This is a genomic window from Hungatella sp. SL.1.14, from assembly GCF_024460495.1.
In the GTDB taxonomy this organism is placed as follows: domain Bacteria; phylum Bacillota; class Clostridia; order Lachnospirales; family Lachnospiraceae; genus Hungatella; species Hungatella hathewayi.
This window is the reverse complement of the sequence record NZ_JANFYJ010000009.1, coordinates 15459-32525: the sequence shown is the minus strand read 5'-3', so window position 1 is coordinate 32525 and position 17067 is coordinate 15459. Positions and strand designations below refer to the sequence as shown.

Annotated in this window: 21 protein-coding genes and 1 pseudogene; 18 read left to right on the top strand and 4 right to left on the bottom strand. The window is 48.6% G+C overall.

What is annotated here, in order from left to right:
- Positions 1 to 849, bottom strand: coding sequence for a helix-turn-helix domain-containing protein (locus NE473_RS11320; RefSeq protein ID WP_055266762.1), 849 nt, complete (start codon positions 847 to 849; stop codon positions 1 to 3).
- Positions 850 to 1024: 175 nt separating this feature from the next.
- On the opposite strand from NE473_RS11320, the gene NE473_RS11315 reads away from it, so the two are divergent.
- The 7 genes from NE473_RS11315 (at position 1025) to NE473_RS11285 (ending at position 7679) form a co-directional block, all read left to right on the top strand.
- Positions 1025 to 1504, top strand: a complete 480-nt coding sequence (locus tag NE473_RS11315) for a hypothetical protein (RefSeq protein WP_226906287.1) — start codon at positions 1025 to 1027, stop codon at positions 1502 to 1504.
- On the top strand, positions 1488 to 1793 hold the full coding sequence (locus tag NE473_RS11310) for a hypothetical protein (RefSeq protein ID WP_055222220.1): 306 nt from the start codon (positions 1488 to 1490) through the stop codon (positions 1791 to 1793). Before NE473_RS11315 ends, NE473_RS11310 begins: the two co-directional genes overlap by 17 nt.
- 474 nt (positions 1794 to 2267) lie before the next feature.
- Positions 2268 to 3512 (top strand): plasmid recombination protein, encoded by a 1245-nt coding sequence (locus tag NE473_RS11305; protein ID WP_117760454.1) that lies wholly within the window; start codon positions 2268 to 2270, stop codon positions 3510 to 3512.
- A complete protein-coding gene (locus tag NE473_RS11300; RefSeq protein ID WP_055266766.1) occupies positions 3509 to 4213 on the top strand; it encodes a CHC2 zinc finger domain-containing protein in 705 nt (234 codons plus the stop codon). Before NE473_RS11305 ends, NE473_RS11300 begins: the two co-directional genes overlap by 4 nt.
- On the top strand, positions 4173 to 5531 hold the full coding sequence (locus NE473_RS11295; protein ID WP_055221981.1) for a virulence-associated E family protein: 1359 nt from the start codon (positions 4173 to 4175) through the stop codon (positions 5529 to 5531). The genes NE473_RS11300 and NE473_RS11295 overlap by 41 nt, the downstream gene beginning before the upstream one ends.
- A 267-nt stretch (positions 5532 to 5798) precedes the next feature.
- Positions 5799 to 5966 (top strand): hypothetical protein, encoded by a 168-nt coding sequence (locus NE473_RS11290; RefSeq protein WP_171027916.1) that lies wholly within the window; start codon positions 5799 to 5801, stop codon positions 5964 to 5966.
- Between the two features lie 72 nt (positions 5967 to 6038).
- A complete protein-coding gene (locus tag NE473_RS11285) occupies positions 6039 to 7679 on the top strand; it encodes a recombinase family protein (RefSeq protein ID WP_055221983.1) in 1641 nt (546 codons plus the stop codon).
- A gap of 198 nt (positions 7680 to 7877) precedes the next feature.
- Here the strand turns inward: NE473_RS11285 and NE473_RS11280 are convergent, their stop codons facing one another.
- Positions 7878 to 8774: a hypothetical protein gene (locus NE473_RS11280; protein WP_256265259.1), complete on the bottom strand. Its 897-nt coding sequence runs from the start codon at positions 8772 to 8774 to the stop codon at positions 7878 to 7880.
- A 143-nt stretch (positions 8775 to 8917) separates the two neighbouring features.
- Positions 8918 to 9124 carry a DUF6199 family natural product biosynthesis protein gene (locus NE473_RS33130; protein ID WP_334291862.1) on the bottom strand — a complete coding sequence of 69 codons (207 nt, stop codon included), beginning with the start codon at positions 9122 to 9124 and terminating at the stop codon, positions 8918 to 8920.
- A gap of 735 nt (positions 9125 to 9859) precedes the next feature.
- Between NE473_RS33130 and NE473_RS11275 the strand changes: the two are divergent.
- The 5 genes and pseudogenes from NE473_RS11275 to NE473_RS11255 all read left to right on the top strand — a co-directional run.
- Positions 9860 to 10105: pseudogene (locus tag NE473_RS11275) on the top strand (VirD4-like conjugal transfer protein, CD1115 family); the annotation flags it as partial.
- A 217-nt stretch (positions 10106 to 10322) separates the two neighbouring features.
- Positions 10323 to 10481, top strand: a complete 159-nt coding sequence (locus NE473_RS11270) for a Maff2 family mobile element protein (protein WP_004798086.1) — start codon at positions 10323 to 10325, stop codon at positions 10479 to 10481.
- A gap of 161 nt (positions 10482 to 10642) precedes the next feature.
- Positions 10643 to 10915 carry a helix-turn-helix domain-containing protein gene (locus tag NE473_RS11265; protein WP_007047427.1) on the top strand — a complete coding sequence of 91 codons (273 nt, stop codon included), beginning with the start codon at positions 10643 to 10645 and terminating at the stop codon, positions 10913 to 10915.
- Complete coding sequence (locus NE473_RS11260) at positions 10875 to 11252, top strand: TnpV protein (RefSeq protein WP_256265258.1); 378 nt, start codon at positions 10875 to 10877, stop codon at positions 11250 to 11252. Before NE473_RS11265 ends, NE473_RS11260 begins: the two co-directional genes overlap by 41 nt.
- A gap of 29 nt (positions 11253 to 11281) precedes the next feature.
- A complete protein-coding gene (locus tag NE473_RS11255) occupies positions 11282 to 12244 on the top strand; it encodes a DUF3658 domain-containing protein (RefSeq protein WP_005601707.1) in 963 nt (320 codons plus the stop codon).
- A gap of 61 nt (positions 12245 to 12305) precedes the next feature.
- Here NE473_RS11255 and NE473_RS11250 read toward each other — a convergent pair whose 3' ends face one another.
- Positions 12306 to 13112: a helix-turn-helix domain-containing protein gene (locus tag NE473_RS11250; RefSeq protein WP_008372835.1), complete on the bottom strand. Its 807-nt coding sequence runs from the start codon at positions 13110 to 13112 to the stop codon at positions 12306 to 12308.
- A 482-nt stretch (positions 13113 to 13594) separates the two neighbouring features.
- Between NE473_RS11250 and NE473_RS11245 the strand changes: the two genes are divergently transcribed.
- The 6 genes from NE473_RS11245 to mobQ all read left to right on the top strand — a co-directional run bounded on the left by NE473_RS11245 (position 13595) and on the right by mobQ (position 17022).
- Positions 13595 to 13783: a hypothetical protein gene (locus NE473_RS11245; protein WP_002592123.1), complete on the top strand. Its 189-nt coding sequence runs from the start codon at positions 13595 to 13597 to the stop codon at positions 13781 to 13783.
- Entirely contained in the window at positions 13780 to 14121 is a 342-nt protein-coding gene (locus NE473_RS11240; protein WP_002595108.1) for a replication initiator protein A, read from the top strand. The genes NE473_RS11245 and NE473_RS11240 overlap by 4 nt, the downstream gene beginning before the upstream one ends.
- Entirely contained in the window at positions 14114 to 14410 is a 297-nt protein-coding gene (locus NE473_RS11235; protein WP_002592121.1) for a DUF3847 domain-containing protein, read from the top strand. Before NE473_RS11240 ends, NE473_RS11235 begins: the two co-directional genes overlap by 8 nt.
- A 317-nt stretch (positions 14411 to 14727) precedes the next feature.
- Positions 14728 to 14925 carry a helix-turn-helix transcriptional regulator gene (locus NE473_RS11230; RefSeq protein ID WP_002595107.1) on the top strand — a complete coding sequence of 66 codons (198 nt, stop codon included), beginning with the start codon at positions 14728 to 14730 and terminating at the stop codon, positions 14923 to 14925.
- A gap of 2 nt (positions 14926 to 14927) precedes the next feature.
- Positions 14928 to 15344 carry a hypothetical protein gene (locus tag NE473_RS11225; RefSeq protein ID WP_256265257.1) on the top strand — a complete coding sequence of 139 codons (417 nt, stop codon included), beginning with the start codon at positions 14928 to 14930 and terminating at the stop codon, positions 15342 to 15344.
- A 103-nt stretch (positions 15345 to 15447) separates the two neighbouring features.
- Positions 15448 to 17022 carry a MobQ family relaxase gene (gene mobQ / locus NE473_RS11220; protein ID WP_002595105.1) on the top strand — a complete coding sequence of 525 codons (1575 nt, stop codon included), beginning with the start codon at positions 15448 to 15450 and terminating at the stop codon, positions 17020 to 17022.
- Positions 17023 to 17067 lie beyond the last annotated feature (45 nt).

The following is a 17067-nucleotide window of genomic DNA, read 5'->3' as shown; positions in this document are numbered from 1 at the left end:
TTATCTGCGTTTCTTCCGCTTGGGCGCATAGTACGGCTGCGGCTTGGCCTTTCCTCTCATGTTGTTGGGATTTTTGAGCATTTTGGACAGGCTCAGTATCCGCAAAAATGCAGAGAAGTCCTCTGAGGAAATCTTCTCGAAGGGTATCTGCATTCTGTCGCAAAATTCGTGGATTACCACTTCCTCTTGGCTGCCCTGTTCGAGCGCCTGTTCAAACTTTTCCTTGACGTCATCCAGCGTGGGCTGCGGGTCGGCGGTGGTCTTGTCCTTGCGGTGTGCTTCCCGGATGTCCCGGACGATGCTGTCCAGATCATCGTGCATGACATGGCTGTAAAAATCGCTTTCCTGCACCTGCCCCAGTTCCAGCGTCCGCATATAGAGGTCATCTTCTCCGGGCGCATACTTGCTCATGACGGTCTGCCGGGTGGCCTCCAACACCAGATTCATCTGCTCCACCCGCATATTGGCGATCTGGTCGATGCAGATTTCCATATCTATCATCAGCCGCCGGAAATTCGGGTGGGCAGCCAGTTCGCAGAGAAGCCGGTTGTTGATTTTGCCGCTGCTCAAAAGTTCCACCATATCATCACTCAGATGCAGAGATTGAAGTTCTGTGTTTGGGTGATTTTTATTTTCCGTCAGCCCCATCAGATAGTCGGTGGACACGCCGTAAAAGTCCGCCAGCGTTGCAATCGCAAACGGGCTGATGTCCTTGTAGTCATCGGTTTCGTATTTTCCCAGCGCGGATTTAGACAGGCCGGTCTGCTCCGCCAGTTGTTCCAGCGTCAGGTGCTTGTCCACCACCCGCAGGTCTTTGAGCCGCTCCGGGATTGTCAGCTTTGCGTACATCCAAAGCCCCCTCTCTCGTTATCTTTTTCAGTGATTACACCCATTATAGCACGATTCCATAAGCGTGGAAATATGCGGATTTCGAGCGTTTTTCCGACGTTTTGGATATACGGGAAAGGGCCTCTTTTTTCGGTAAACTGGTTCTTGCAGACAGGCACAGAACCTTGAAAATCGAATGACCGGCTGCAAGGGGTATGGCCTCCGGGGAAGTGACGCCAGGACAGAAATCGAGCACACCAAAGAGGCCGATACGCCGGGAGAAATTCCGGGCAGGAGCGGCTTGCAGGCAGACCGGCGGACAGGAAACAAGTTTATCATGCGGGGCGCATGGCTCCGCAGCAAAGAAATGGAGGAAATCATTATGACACTGAGTATGAAAGAAAAGAAGATTCTCTACGCTTACGGCTGTCTCAGCCACCACAATACGGTGACACGGCTGAAATGGCTGACGGCTCTGACGGTTGACCCGGAGGCCAAACGCCGGATGCTGGGGCTGGCCCGGAAGGTGGAGACGGAGATGAACGAAAGCTGGTACGAGGATTTTTATCACCATCTGCGCATGGAGATGGACGAGTACCGCCGTCTCAAGCGCAACCTGCGTGTGCTGAAATCTTACACCGATTATGAGGAGGATCTGTATGAAGAAGCTGTCTAAGTATGAGAAAGAAACCATCATCAACTGGAACGAGGCGGAGAACCTTGCCAGCGTCTACACCTTCAACGCCAGCTTGAAGCGCAGGCTGGCTGATTTCAGCCGGAAGTACCCACTGTTGTGCCGGTTGGAGCGCAGCACGCCGGAGGGCAGCGTGACCTATGTGCTGGACAAGTCCCGGCTGTCGATCCGGCTGGTGCCTCCGTACAGCGAAGAACGGAAAGCCGCCGCAAGGGAGTACGCAAAGGAGCATGGCTTTCAGGTGGTGGTAACGGAAGAAAAAATCGCCTAAAATCGGGGTGTTTACGGGAAAAATGACGGGTCTGCACCCGATGTTTTGACCGGCAATCCCCGCAGGCGTATTCCGTATCCACTCCCCGCCTATGGGCGCAAATGTGTGGATACGGAGCCGGTGAAACTGGCAAACACCGTTCCTGCGGTGGAAGCCAGCTTCGCCGGTGCGGAAGTACAGAGGGCGGCCAGCCCTTTGTGGCGGGGTGCAGGGGCGGCAGCGCACTGCTGGGGTCAAGGGGCAACGCCCATTGGCAGGTTAAGGGCGGCAGCCATTATCGGGTCAAGGACGAAGTGCCTTGGCAGGTTGAGGGCAGCCGCCCCATCGGGTCAAGGGTGAAACGCCTTGCCCAGGGAAAGTTGATGCCTGCGTCAACTTGTATTGGGTATTACCTGACGCAAAATTCGCAGGATTTGCGGCTTCGCCGCCCCTTCCCCGGCCCCAGAACATCTTCGCAGGAAGGAGGAAATCTGTTTGAAACTGACACGACACAATGGACGCTCCGGCAAGCATGGCACCTATAATCCCCGCCACAATGACCGCCGGTTCGATGTGGAGAACAGCGAACACATTGACGCAGAACGGGCAAGGCAAAATGTCTACTGGGACTGCTACCGGGGCTTTACCACCCATGAGTTCCGGGAGAACCCGGAGCAGCCGGATTTCAGCTTTGAGGAAATCGAGCGGATGTATTACTACGAGCATTACGGCGGCTATGTGGAAGCTCAGAACGCCCGGAATGAGAAAACCCGGCACACCGAGCGCAACCGCACTGTGGAGGACTTGCTGAAAAACAACAAGACCTGCCCGGAGGAAAGTATCTACCAGATCGGCACGATGGGAGAATCCGTCTCGCCGGATACGCTCTTTTCCATCGTCAATGAGTTTTATCAGGAATTTGAGCGCCGCTTCGGTTCCCATATCCACATCCTGGACTGGGCGCTCCATCTGGACGAGGGGACGCCCCACATCCATGAGCGGCACGTCTTTGACTGTGAGAACCGCTATGGGGAACTGTGCCCCCAGCAGGAAAAGGCGCTGGAAGAACTTGGCATCCCTCTCCCCAACCCGGAGAAGCCCAAAGGCCGGAACAACAACCGCAAGCAGACCTTTGATGCGGTCTGCCGGACGATCCTGTTTGACATCGCCAGACGGCATGGGCTGCATCTGGATCAGGAGCCGTCCTACGGCGGGCGGGACTATCTGGAAAAACAGGATTATATCCTGATGAAGCAGAAGGAGCAGCTTGCGGCGCAGGAGCAGAAGCTGGAAGAACTGACGCTCAAAATCGAGGACGTGGAGACGCTGTTAGATGATGTTTCCGATGCGGCCTATGACAAGGCGGTGGAGGTGGTGACCGATACCGTCCGGCAGGAGACACACAAGGAAGATATTCGTCTGGTGGAAGAATCGAAAAAATGGGTGCTTTCGCCGGAGCGCAAGGCCCCGAAGAAGGAGCGTGACTACGCTGCCGCCCGTCTGGATGGAGTGATTACCAAAATCAAACGGGTCATGCAGAACGCCCTGGCAAAAATCCAGAAAACTCTCATGCAGCCGGAGGTCAAGAAGGCCGGTAAGGAGCAGATTAAGGAGAAGGCCAGAGAATCCATCCGGGAGAAGCTGGCGAAAGGCAGGCTGAACGCTGACCGAGATAACCGGGAACGCTGGGAACGTGAGGGGCGGATTGCTCCGAAAAAGAAACACGATATGGAGTTATGAGGCACCTGATTTTCTGCGGAAACGGGTGCTTTTTTCTCTGCCTGGAGGTGAGAAAATCGAATATATTTGAAGCGGTGAAGGAGTCTGTCACCACAAGGCAGGCTGCGGAATATTACGGGGTGCAGGTTGGCAGGAATGGCATGGCCTGCTGTCCCTTCCATGATGACAAACATCCCAGTATGAAGATTGACCATCGGTTCCACTGCTTTGGCTGTCAGGCAGATGGGGATGTGATTGATTTTACCGCCCGTCTGTTTAGTCTGAGCAGTAAGGAGGCGGCGCTGAAGCTGGCGGAGGATTTCTCTGTCCACTATGACGCCAAAGGCCATGACCCGCCCCGCAGGAGGCCGGTCAAGCGAAAAATCAGCGAGGAACTGCGTTACCGGCAGGCGGAGCAGAAATGTTTCCGGGTGCTGTGCAATTACCTGCATCTGCTGGAACGCTGGGAGAAGGAATACGCCCCGCAGACGCCGGATGAAGCGTGGAATCCGCTGTTCGTGGAGGCCCTGCAAAAGAAACCGTACACGGAATATCTGCTGGATATTCTCTTGTCCGGCAGCATGGAGGAACGTGCTTCCGTGGTCGCTGAGTATGGAAAAGAGGTGAGGAAGATTGAGCAGCGAATATCAGAGTTTACCGCTAGCCACCCGGCAGGCCGCCATGAGCGCAGCCGAAGCCTTAGCGCCGGAGCGGAGCGTTGATGAGGTGCGGGAAAGCCTGTCCGTCACCGAGAAGGGCCAGCCCGCCAACACCATCGGCAACTGCCGGACGGTGTTCTGCCATGACCCTCTCCTGCGTGGGGCGATCCGCCTGAACCTTTTGACTGACCGGGTGGACATTGTACAGGATTTAGGCTGGCGCAGGAATACCAGTGCCCTGACGGATACGGACGTGAAATATCTGCTTCTCTATTTTGAGCAGACCTATGGCCTGACCAGTGAGAAAAAGATGACGGCGGCGCTCTCCATCGTGGCGAATGAGAACTGCTACCATCCCATACAGGACGTGCTAAACGGCCTTGTCTGGGACGGGACGCCCCGCATCCGCTCCTGTCTCCATCATTTCTTAGGTGCGGACGAGAGCGACTATGTGGAGGAAATGCTGAAACACTTTTTGCTGGGGGCTATCCGGCGGGTATTCCGCCCCGGCTCCAAATATGAGGAAATGCTCTGTCTGGTGGGCGGTCAGGGGGCTGGCAAGTCCAGCTTCTTCCGCTTGCTGGCGATCCGGGACGAGTGGTTCAGTGACGACCTGAAAAAACTGGACGATGACAGGGTGTATCTGAAGCTGCAAGGACACTGGATTATCGAAATGTCGGAGATGCTGGCTACCAGCAGCGCCAAAAGCATTGAAGAAATCCGCTCCTTTATCAGCCGCCAGAAGGAAACCTACCGGACGCCCTACGAGGCCCAGCCCAAAGACCGGCTGCGGCAGTGTGTGTTCGGCGGTTCGTCCAACACACTGGACTTCCTGCCCCTTGACCGGGCCGGAAATCGGCGCTTTTTGCCGATCATGATTTACCCGGAGAATGCAGAGGTTCACATTTTGGAGGACGAGGACGCCTCCAGAGCCTATCTTTTACAGGTCTGGGCGGAGGCCATGACGATTTACCGCAGCGGCCACTACTCTATGAAGTTCAGCAAGTCCATCCAGCGCCAGCTGGTGGAGGTGCAGAAGGATTTCATGCCGGAGGACACCGAGGCCGGACAGATACAGGGCTTTCTGGAACACTACACCGGCAGCATGGTCTGCTCCAAACAGCTGTTCAAGGAGGCGCTGGGCCACACCTACGATGAGCCGAAGCGGTGGCAGCTGCACAATATCAACGAGATCATGAACACGGTGGTGACGGGCTGGAAACCATTCTCCAATCCCCGGATGTTCACCGGATATGGCAGGCAGAGGGGCTGGGAACGGGACGTTTCCGGCAACGAACTGCCCGGCAACGAAGATGGATTTGTGGAGCTGACCGAGGAAGAATGCTGCCAGCTGGAACTGCCGAAGGAGTGGATCGCATAAAATTAGCGGTCTGTTGCCGGGATGGTTGCCACTTGGTTGCCGGGTTTGTTGCCGGGGATTCTCCGGTCTGGATACGGAAAAAGCCTGTAAATAAGGTATTTTCTAATATCTATCTCTATCTCCGGCAACGAAAACAACGAGATTTTTCAAGAAAATTGATAAAGTAAGATTTGCAGGTCAGACGGTAGTTTACAGGTTTTCAGAGGTTCGTTGCCGGACTTCGTTGCCAGTGCTGCCGTCTGGCCTGCTACTCTATGGAGGTAGCCTATGGAAAAAAGCAAACAGCAGAAAAATAAAGTCCGTTTTGTGGTGGTGCGGGAGTTCTCCGGGGAGAAGTCCATGCGGGAAGCCTTTGAGCAGCTGATTGAGCGTCAGACCTGCGAACACTTCGAGGAATGGCGTCAGCAGCGGGAAATGGCCGAAAACGCTGCGTAAAAACGGTTGATTCAGGGGCAGGGACATGGTACTATAATGGTATCGTGTCCCTGTTCATAGAAGGAGAACGCTATGAGCAGGAAAAAACAAGTCTATGAGAAAATCACCGCTCTCTACTGCCGCATCTCTCTGGATGACGGCGGCGACAACGAGAGTATGAGCATCAGCAACCAGAAAATCATGCTTCGGGACTTTGCTGAAAAGCATGGAATGTTCCAGTATGAATATTATGTGGATGACGGCTATACGGGCCGCAATTTCAACCGCCCTGCCTTCCAGCGCATGATCGCTGACATTGAGGCGGGGAAGATCGGCTGCGTCATCACCAAAGACCTATCCAGGCTTGGTAGGAACTATATTGAAGCTGGCAGCTATATCGAAATCTTTTTCCCCAAACACAATGTACGCTATATCGCCATCACGGACGGCGTGGACAGCCTGACCCGTCAGGAGATGGACATTACGCCCTTTAAGAATATCCTGAACGATATGTACAGCCGGGATATTTCTAAAAAGGTGCTGGCAGGCATCACCACCCGCTCCCGGCAGGGGAAGTTCTGCGGAGGGACGCCGCCCTTCGGCCTGATGCGTGACCCGGAGGACAAGGGGCATCTCATCATTGACCCTGAGACAGCGCCAATCATCCGCAAAATCTATGACTATGCCCTTGACGGGCTGGGCTGCATGAGGATTTCCAAACGTCTGATGGAAGAAAAAATCCCAATCACCCATGTCAAAGCCAACACGGAGTTTGACGCCAACTATTATTTCTGGGGCGGAGCCAGAATCAGTCACATCCTGAGAAATCCATTCTATAAGGGCGCACATTTGGTCTTTCGGACGCATCAGAAAGGCATCCGCTCCAACACCTATGACATTATTCCCCGTGACCAGTGGGAAGTGATCGAGGGCTGCCATGAGGCCATTGTGACGCCGGAGGAATGGGAACAGGTGCAGGAACTCATTGACCGCAGGCCGACCATTCAGGGGAATTCCTGCCCCTTTTATAATCTGTTCCACGGTCTGGTCTACTGCGCCACCTGCGGGAAGTCCATGCAGGTGCGGTATGAGAAAGTGGGCCGAACCGGGAAGAACCGCTTCACCGGCGAAATGCGGGAGCCGATTGACAAGGCGTACTATATCTGCCAGACCTACAACCGCATGGGCTGCAAGGTCTGTTCCAGCCACAAGATCGAGGCCAGGGATTTATACAATCTGGTGCTGAAAGACATTCAGGAACTGGCGGCGCAGGCTATGAAGGATGCCGATGCGTTCTACCAGCGGCTCAGCCGCCGGATGGAGCACCGGTATCTGGTGGACGCCTCCCAGACAGAAAAGGAACGCCTGCGGCTGGAAGCCCGAAATCAGGAAATTGACGGGATGTTCCTGAGCCTGTACACCGATAAGGCCAAAGGCATCCTGACCGAGCAGCGGTTTGTGAAGCTGACGGCGGCGCTGGAACAGGAGCAGGAATCCAACCAGAAACGCCTGCATGACCTGGCAATGATGCAAGGTCGTGCCGATGCGCAAGAAAGCGAAGTCCGCACTTTTATCAAGGAAATCCGGCGCTATGCCGCCATCGAGGAACTGGACGAGGCGGTGCTGAACCGGCTCATTAGCCGGATTCTGATTGGAGAAATCAAGAAGATTGATGGTCAGAGGACACAGGAGGTTAAGATTATTTACAATTTTGTTGGGGAAATGTCAAGGTAGAATTTAGACGCTAAATACTTTTAATTTATATCAAAAGTGATACAACAATTTTCTTTTAATGCTATCAGGCAATAAAGTTATTCCTTTGGCCAGAGTAAAAGGGATAACTTTATTTTGCTAAAGCATACTAAAAAGGGCGCGTTGCAGAAAATTATCCGCAACACGCCCTCTTCTATAAGTCCTTATGTCAAAATCAAATTATTGGTAATCTTGAATATTGGGATAAGCGGCACCGTTATTATGCGCGTAAGCTGCTTCAAAGTAGTCGAGGCTTTCAAAAGTAATGCCCTGATAGTTTCCGACATTCAACACATCAAAAGTTAGATTCAGAACATCACCAGCGGAATATTGGTCAAGAAGATTTCCTGCAAATTTCCATCCTATGTTTTCCTCATAAGTATCCTCGGTAAAATAAAATGTAGTCGCATCCTCAGTCGCATCATAACTAATGTCAATAATTATATCAGAGAAATGAACTTGATCTCCAGCATTAAAGTCTTTGAGATAATCTACAGTTTTTCCATCAGCAGGATTAATAAATTGAGCATTAAGTTGTGTCATATCAACAACCTCTGGAGGAAGAGAATTAAGTCTGTAAGATTCTGCAACAGAGAATTGATAAACTCTGTTATTATCCCCAAAGTAAAATCCATCTTCCGTCATAGGAACACTTGAACGAGCATTGGCATTGTAATAATGGGCATAATACAACTGCCATTTGTATGTCTCAGTTGAAACAAACTGTGCTTTCCATGTACCAGAACTGTCTCCTGCTTTCTTTGTATAAAACATATACTGATTTGTACCAGTAGTTGCTTGACTTACCGTATCACCAGAGGCATCTGACAAGATGAGTGCAATCTGTGTAAAAATATCGACAAAGATAATCCTATGTCCATGCATACGGATAGAACCAACGCTGTTATCTACTTCTGGACGAAAATAAACCTCAGGCCCCATATCACCCGTGTTATATTCTATGCTAGGTGAAACAAGATAGGCCCAACTACTATCCTTTTCACTCTGTCCATCGAGATCGATAAGCTTTTCCACATAATCTGAAAGGATAATCCAGCCAATCTTCCACCAATTCACTTTGCTTGCTTCAGCAGAAGAACTGATATTCTCGTTGTCGGCATAAGCAAAAGTAGTGTTAGAAAAACTTATGCACATAACCAAGGAAAGAGTAAGTGCAACAATCTAACGTGTTAGCTTTTTCATTAAAAGCCCCCCTTCTCTTATAAAACCAAAACAATAATGCAAATGATGGATGCAATAAAAAAGAATACTCCAGCAACCCGCATCAAACCAAGATATAAATCTGTAGGTTCACCGCCTTTTACAGAAAAGAAGTGTTCAATTTTCCATAAAAGTTCCGGCTTAAAAATCATAAAAAAACTTAATAGAAGCAAAAGGATAAGCCATATGTTATCTATGTATAACACTTCCTTTCTGCTAATACTGAAAATTCAAATAAAAAAGCGCATAAGTAGACAAATAATCATGCCTAACTTATGCGCAAATAGAAACAATTTTAATTCTAAGCCTCCAAAGCTGGCAGCGTCGGTAAAAATGCTCCATTATTAAGTTAGGCAACTTAACCTTAAAACAAATCATCGGTCTTACCTCCCAACAATATAAATTTCGACTTTTCACTTTTATTTTATCACCTAAAGCAGAACTTGTCAATGAATTTGTCTAAAATAAGTCGATTTTCTTTTTTGATTATGTGCATTTTTAACTAATAGAAAGAAAGTTGTATTGAGGGCGATTGGTGTTCCTTATTCCATATGTCGGAACTGTATGAAGTGAAAATAGTTTATCCGTTGAAGAGTCACTCCACAGGTTATGCTTGATTCTTTCAAAGTTATGTTTCTATAATATGCATCCGTACTGTCATATTATAATTCACATTATTGGATAATATAAATTGACAAGTATAAGATAAACAGACAAGGAGTCGCTGCCACCCGTAAAACGGGTGGCTCGGGACGCAGGCTTTAAGCCCACTCTACTTGGCCGCGCCTCAAGGCGCTAGCTTTCTCTTTTAGGCTATACTAAAGTTTTTATTTCCCTGGTACAACCGGGGATTTTTTTGCTTCAAGCCGCCAATTAGAACGGCAGCCACAAAGATTTTTCTTTGCGGCTGCCGTTTTCTTGAATTCATCACTTGACAATGTGGCAAAGAGCTGATGAGCCAGGACGAGCTGGCAGTTATGGATGGCGGCAAGTGCATCTTGCAGTTGCGCGGTGTGCGTCCGTTTCTTTCAGACAAGTATGACATTACCAGACACCCTAATTTCAAATACACAGCTGATGCAGACAAGCGAAATACCTTTGATATTGAAGCATTTTTGTCTGCCAGACTAAAACTCAAGCCTGATGAGGTCTGCGATGTATATGAAGTAGACACAAAGGGCGCTTAATTTGTTCCGCTTTAGAAGGGAGTGATCTTATCTATTTGCCGCACCTGCCCTCTATGGGCCATTGGCGTACAAAGCGGACAATCGCAAGAAAAATAATGAAAAAGGAGGACAGCCGGAATCATGCTCCCGGAAACCGGGCGGCAGATTGTTCCGGCTTTTGTATGCCTATGAAACATGACAAACCTATTTTTTAATCAGATTCCGGCTAACAAACTATATGGCATTTTTTGAACAGGCAATTACCGTTCTTCAGACTCTCGTTATCGCGCTCGGTGCCGGTCTTGGTATCTGGGGCGTCATCAACCTGCTGGAAGGTTACGGCAACGACAACCCTGGCGCAAAATCTCAGGGCATGAAGCAGTTCATGGCTAATTAAAGGGAACAAAAAGAAAGGGAATGCGCAATCCAGATGGTATCAGCGGCAGGCTACAAGAATAAATTGTGATTTCACAAGATTGGTGTTATAATTATAATAAGAGAAAAGTTCCTGCCGGGGCAACCGCCCCGGTGGTATGGATAGAAAGGCAGGAAAACAATATGCACATCAGCTATAAACCACTCTGGCACACACTGTTAGAGCGTGATATGAGAAAAGAGGATTTAAGGCTTGCTGCTGGTATGACAACAAATATGATTGCCAACATGAGCAAAGAGGGAAAGCACATCAGCATGGATACATTAGCCCGTATCTGTGAAACTCTGAATTGTGAGATTACTGATGTGATTGAGTTAGTACCAGACGAGCCTACTTCCACAGGAGGTAAGGAACATGAGCGAATTGAAACCAAGAATAACGGAAAACGGAATTGATTATATCCTTGTCGGAGATTACTACATTCCAGGCTTGAAACTGCCGGAGGAACACCGCCCTATCGGAAAGTACGGACGAATGCACCGGGAATATTTAAGAGAAGTCCACCCATCCAGATTGAATACATTGATACTGACCGGAGAATTGTTGACATATCTTGCAGACCTGAATGAACAGGCACAAAAACGGTTAGACACTATCATGGAGCAGATGAAAGCTACCGAGGGCGTGACAGAGGAATTGAAGTGTACCCGACAAATGGAATGGGTGCAGCGTTGCAATAACATTCACAACAGGGCAGAAGAAATTGTTTTGTATGAGATGATTTATTCATAACGGGAGCAATTAAATCGGAGGTATATAAGATGATTGAAATTGTATTTGGTGAAAGTGCCTGTGGAAGTTTGAAAATTGCCCAAACTTACGGCAAGGGAAAGTATAGAGGAAGTGCTGTTTCAATATTTATGAGGCACGAAGACGGGAGTGTTCCATCTTCAGATGAAATGAAAAAGGCACAGCTTCAAGCACAGGAACAAGAACGCATTGCTTGGGAGAATGCTATTCCATTGGGAGGCAAGAGCAGTGATGTTTATTGTTTTGATATGGTTCTTAGTGTGGGAGATATTTCTGATAATGGAATTGGCGAACAGCGGAAAAATATTTTCAAGAAAATGCTGTCTGTCTGCTTTGTAGAGGATTTAGATTATCAGGTTGAAGAAAAAATACAGAAAATTAAAACTACATTGACCTCAGTGATTGAACGATATGTAGCTGGGGAAGAAATTCGCATTTGGTATAGCTATAATCCAGATGAGCTTTGTGGTATGTATTGGCTTATGAAACAACTTCAACCATTAAACTGCCAGACAACAATTTATTTGGTTAAGTTACCTACATGGGAATATGGAAAAGAAAATACTATGACATCCAAAATAGCATGGGGCGAGGTGTCTCCTGGCGAATGGGGAAACTATATAACTCTACAAGAGAAAGCTAATCCTGTATTTCTTTCAGCTTGTACTATGAAATGGAATCAACTTCAAAATGAAAATGCACCTTTGCGTGCAATGTTAAATGGTAAATTGCAAAGCGTTTCAGAAGATATATATGATAGTTTCATTCTTCGTGAAATTGCGGAACAGCCAGAGCAATTCAAAATGGCTATTGTCATAGGTAATGTTTTAGGAAAATATCAACTTGGAATTAGTGATGTATGGATTTCCAATCGCATTGATAAAATGCTTGAAGATGGTGTGTTGGAAATTATACAGGACGCACCAAAGGGAGAAACAAATTATCGCCGAATATTAAGAAAACGAATGAAATAATAACCACAGCACAAACCGCTGCTACATGGAATCCAACAAACCATGCAACAGCGGTTTTCCTTTACCGTTTTTTCCTCTGGCTGATAGGCGTTCCCATTTTCTTTGATTTTTTGAGAATACGAATGAACCAGCGAAATTCTTCTTCTGACAGGTTTTTATAGTTGATACCAAGCTGCTTGCAGTAAAGGATAACCAGTTTTTCATCTCGACTGCCCTTGAAATTTTCGACCGCTTCCAGATTTTCTTTCAGTTCATCGGCAACGGTAGTTTGGGGCGCACTCTCGCTGTCCTTTTTGTGGAATTCCCGAATATCCCGGATAATCAGGTTGAGGTCATCCAGAACCATGTGACTGAAATACTCATCATCACTGATATGTGCGGCTTGCAGCACCTTCAAATGCGGGTCATCTTCGCCGGGGCGATACCGTTCAATAATTTCATGCCGGACGGTATCAACAAGGGAGTTGAGATTTTGGATTTGCATGGTGGCAATCCCGTCCACATAAATCTCAATGTCCGCAAGAAACTTGATAAAGTCCTTATGGGTGGCAAGTTCGCAGAGCAGACGGTTGTTAATCCGACCGCTTTTCAGCAGTGCCACCATCTCATCGTTCAAATGCAGCTCCGTCAGTGGCGTGTTGATCTGCTCCCTGTTCTCTGTCCGGCACAGCAGATAATCGACGGAAACCCCATAGAAGTCTGCCAGCGTGATAAGGTTGCCATGATTGATTTCCTTATAATCCTCTTTTTCATAACTGCCAAGGGCTGATTTAGAAATGCCCGTCAGCTTTGATAGTTCTTCCAGATTTAAGCCTTTGTCTTTGCGGAGTTCCCAAAGGCGTTCCTGTATGCTTGTTGCAACTTTCATGGGCGCACGCTCCTTTCCGGTGGTTTTATTTCTGCCGTTTAACTGGATTATATCACACTTTCCGCAATCGTGGAAATTTCTGATTTTCCCCCTGATTCCTACTTTGTGGATATACGGCACAGGGCACAAAAATGTTCTATGATACAGGTAGTTCATCGATGGATTATTCCAATCGAATGACCAGCCTGTGTGGGATATGCTTCCCCGGCGATGTAGCGCCATGACTTTTGGCAGGGATATGGAGGAACCCTGACCGAAACGAGCGTACCAAAGGGAGCGATACGCCGCTGTGAGATTCAGGGGAGGAACGACACCGGGGAGAACTGGCGAACTGACACCGAAATGATACCGAAACACGACAATCTGATAGGGGGATAGTCTACCCTATCGCTGATACTTCGGGAGATTTTAAGCGGCTCTATGACCGTAATTTTGCCGAAAATCGCCCCGAAACCATACACAAAAATGGGAGGAAGCGCAATATGCCGAGAATGAGCAAAAAGAGGAAGCATGAGCTTTCCTTTTACCTCAATGACCGGGGGCGTGTCACTTACAACGAATTATGCCGGAAATGCCAGCATGGGTGCAGGCAGAGCTTCCGGGCGGTTGTGGTTGACTGCCCCCGTTATTTATCCAAACGAGCAAAGAAAAAGGAGGAACACACCGAATGAATTTTGAATTTATGACGATAGACACACCATTGCCGCCGTGTATGCCATTTCCCATAGCGTTGACAGGATTTCCAGTCAGCAGCACCGCAAAGGTCATGTACTGCCGGATGCTGGACGCTATGCTATCCAAAGGGCAGGAGGACGAAAACGGAATCCTGTTTGTCTGCTTCCCTGTCACAGCCATTGCTACAGTCCTGTCCCGCAACTCCATGACGGTCAAGCGTTCTCTGAATGAACTGGAAACCGCTGGGCTTATCATGCGGGTGCGTCAGGGCGTGGGAGAACCAAACCGGATTTATGTGCTGATACCGGGAAAGGAGGACGCTGCCCTTGCCTGAGACCTCAAAGCTGGAAAAACTCAACTGGGAGCTGGAGAAAAGCGAAAAGAAACTGCGGAAAGCCATCAATGATGAAAAGGCATTGCAGTACCAGTTAAAGCAGCTTACCCGAAAGGAACGAACGCACCGGCTCTGTACCCGTGGCGGTATGCTGGAAAGTTTTCTGCAAGAGCCGGAACGCCTGACAGATGATGATGTCATGCTGTTGTTGAAACTCATTTTTCACAGGCAGGACACGCAGGAACTATTGAAAAAACTGCTGGAACGGGAGAAGCCGGAAACCCCTTAGTTTACTAAGGGCGCAATTATACACCACCCAGAGGTTGGTGCATTGCGTTCTCCGAAGGCTCCTTGCCGGAGGGCTGTGATTTTCCGCAGTCAAGGTCTGCTCCAAATCATACAGGGGACGCTACGCTTCCCCTGCGCTGGCTGCCGCCAGCTACCCTTTTGTGGACTTGCCATCTGGGGACACCTTGCGTTGCAAGCTGTTCCCAGCCGATAAGTTTCATAAAATATAATGCAAATGGAAAGCTAACTTGACATAAAAGAACTATGTGATATAATGGAAGCATGGAAAGTTAACTTTCCATAAGAGAGGAGGATGACATGAAAAATCGCCTGGAAGAATTACGAAAGCAACGAGGCATAAAGCAAGAAGATTTAGCAAATGCATTGGAAGTATCACGACAGACCATCGGCTCTTTGGAAAACGGACGCTATAACCCATCTATTCAGTTGGCATTTAAGATTGCCAGATATTTCAACATGAGTATTGAAGAAATTTTTATTTACGAGGAGGATTGATTATGAAAAAAAGGTTGTTGATTTTAATGACAGTTACAGGAATGATTATTCTACTGGGAGGATTGCTAACATACGGTTTGGGAGTACATGAAATAATACCTGTGCCACGTCCCGACTTAATAGTAGTAGGTACATCTCTCATTGAAATTTTGCTGATTGTATCTGGTGTGTGCGACTTGTTCGTTAAGAAAACCAAAGAAATGGAAATAGAGGAAAATGACGAGAGAAATATTTCGCTTAGTAATGCTGCTATGGCAAGTGGCTTCAAGGTAATGAATGTTACGATTGCTGTTTCTATTTTTGCTTTGATTTTCACCGGATATATGACAGTAGTCCCATGTTTCACTATTATTGGGGCTTATGCTATTGGACAAATTGTATTTATTGTGCGACTTTGGTACTTGCACAAAACTATGTAAATGTATTACTAAATACCCGCCGCCCCCAGCGGCACAACAAGCAGGAAATCTGAAAAGGTATCCTGCTTTTTCTATGTCCAAAAACGGAAAGGAGGAACACAAAATGCCCTGTCCACACAACGAAATCTCTATTGTGCAGCGCAGCCACCGCCAGTCTGCGGTTGCCGCCGCTGCTTACCAGAGCGGCGAAAAGCTGTTCTGTGAATATGACCAGGAAGTAAAACACTACCCGGAAAAGCGTGGTATCGTCCACAATGAAATCCTGCTCCCGGCAAACGCTCCCCTGGAGTACACAGACCGCAACACCCTCTGGAACGCTGCCGAAGCTGTTGAGAAGCAATGGAACTCCCAGCTTGCAAGGCGGTGGGTGCTTTCCATTCCCAGAGAGATACCGCCCGACCAGTACGCCGCCCTTGTACGGGATTTCTGCCGCCAGCAGTTTGTTTCCAAAGGAATGTGCGTGGATTTTGCCATCCATGACAAAGGGGACGGAAACCCACACGCCCATGTCATGCTGACCATGCGGGCAATGGATGAGCGTGGGAAATGGCTTCCCAAGAGCCGCAAGGTCTATGAACTTGATAAGAACGGGGAACGAATCAAGCTCCCGTCCGGCAGGTGGAAAAGCCACAAGGAAGATACGGTTGACTGGAACGACCGCAAATATGGCGAAATCTGGCGGCATGAATGGGAGGTCATCCAAAACCGCTATCTGGAAGCCAACAACCGCCCGGAACGAGTAGATCTCCGTTCTTACGAAAGACAGGGGCTTGATATTATCCCTACCGTCCATGAAGGGGCTGCTGTCCGGCAGATGGAAAAGCGTGGGATTCAGACGAACATCGGCAACCTGAACCGAGAAATCAAAGCCGCCAATAGTTTGATGAAGTCCATCCGGCAGCTTATTAAAAATCTCAAAGGCTGGATTGCGGAGCTTAGCGAAAAGCGGAATGAACTGCTTGCCCAAAAAGCTGCGGAGGAAGCGGTCTTTCTTCCCAATCTGCTGATGAAGTATATGGAGATACGAAAGGCAGAACGGAGCAGCTGGACACGGGCGGGACAAAGCCGGGGGACTTCCAAAGACTTAAAGGCAGTCAGCGAAGCCCTGTCCTATCTCCAGAGAAAGGGACTTTCCACCGTGGAGGATTTGGAAAACTTTATAGAAACGTCCGGGAAATCTGCCGCCGACTACCGAAAGCAGATGAAGCCAAAGGAAACCCGCAGCAACGTGATTGACGCTATCCTTGCCGCCCGGACGGACTGTAAGGAATGTAAGCCCGTTTATGAGAAATACCAGAAGATATTTTTCAAGAAAACTAAGGAAAAATTCAAGCTGGAACACCCGGAGGTTGCCCGGTTTGAGAAAGCCAGTGCCTACCTTGCCAAGCACCCGGACGATAAGGACAGCACGAAAAAGGAGCTTTTGCAGGAACAGGCGAAGCTTGTGGACGAAATCGCAGACTTGAAAGTACCGTTGACCGAGGTGCAGGAAGATTTGAAGAAGCTGTGGGACATCCGCTACTGGGTACGGAAAGCCACACCCGGCACAGAGGAAAGCAAAGAGCCGCCCAAGAAGCAGCCCCTCAAAGAAGTCTTGCAGGATAAGGCTGACGAGAAGAGAGCACAGAAAAACGCCCCGGCGCAGACGAAACACAAACAACAGGATATGGAACTTTAACAGGCACTTGCCATTTTCAGATTGAGAATGATAAGTGCCTTTTCT

Bases quoted from the DNA above. Each gene is read 5' to 3' on its own strand.
- NE473_RS11320 (WP_055266762.1), bottom strand. From the start codon at position 849: ATGTACGCAAAGCTGACAATCCCGGAGCGGCTCAAAGACCTGCGGGTG.
- NE473_RS11315 (WP_226906287.1), top strand. From the start codon at position 1,025: ATGACCGGCTGCAAGGGGTATGGCCTCCGGGGAAGTGACGCCAGGACA.
- NE473_RS11310 (WP_055222220.1), top strand. From the start codon at position 1,488: ATGAAGAAGCTGTCTAAGTATGAGAAAGAAACCATCATCAACTGGAAC.
- NE473_RS11300 (WP_055266766.1), top strand. From the start codon at position 3,509: ATGAGGCACCTGATTTTCTGCGGAAACGGGTGCTTTTTTCTCTGCCTG.
- NE473_RS11295 (WP_055221981.1), top strand. From the start codon at position 4,173: ATGAGCGCAGCCGAAGCCTTAGCGCCGGAGCGGAGCGTTGATGAGGTG.
- NE473_RS11290 (WP_171027916.1), top strand. From the start codon at position 5,799: ATGGAAAAAAGCAAACAGCAGAAAAATAAAGTCCGTTTTGTGGTGGTG.
- NE473_RS11285 (WP_055221983.1), top strand. From the start codon at position 6,039: ATGAGCAGGAAAAAACAAGTCTATGAGAAAATCACCGCTCTCTACTGC.
- NE473_RS11270 (WP_004798086.1), top strand. From the start codon at position 10,323: ATGGCATTTTTTGAACAGGCAATTACCGTTCTTCAGACTCTCGTTATC.
- NE473_RS11265 (WP_007047427.1), top strand. From the start codon at position 10,643: ATGCACATCAGCTATAAACCACTCTGGCACACACTGTTAGAGCGTGAT.
- NE473_RS11260 (WP_256265258.1), top strand. From the start codon at position 10,875: ATGAGCGAATTGAAACCAAGAATAACGGAAAACGGAATTGATTATATC.
- NE473_RS11255 (WP_005601707.1), top strand. From the start codon at position 11,282: ATGATTGAAATTGTATTTGGTGAAAGTGCCTGTGGAAGTTTGAAAATT.
- NE473_RS11250 (WP_008372835.1), bottom strand. From the start codon at position 13,112: ATGAAAGTTGCAACAAGCATACAGGAACGCCTTTGGGAACTCCGCAAA.
- NE473_RS11245 (WP_002592123.1), top strand. From the start codon at position 13,595: ATGCCGAGAATGAGCAAAAAGAGGAAGCATGAGCTTTCCTTTTACCTC.
- NE473_RS11240 (WP_002595108.1), top strand. From the start codon at position 13,780: ATGAATTTTGAATTTATGACGATAGACACACCATTGCCGCCGTGTATG.
- NE473_RS11230 (WP_002595107.1), top strand. From the start codon at position 14,728: ATGAAAAATCGCCTGGAAGAATTACGAAAGCAACGAGGCATAAAGCAA.
- NE473_RS11225 (WP_256265257.1), top strand. From the start codon at position 14,928: ATGAAAAAAAGGTTGTTGATTTTAATGACAGTTACAGGAATGATTATT.
- mobQ (WP_002595105.1), top strand. From the start codon at position 15,448: ATGCCCTGTCCACACAACGAAATCTCTATTGTGCAGCGCAGCCACCGC.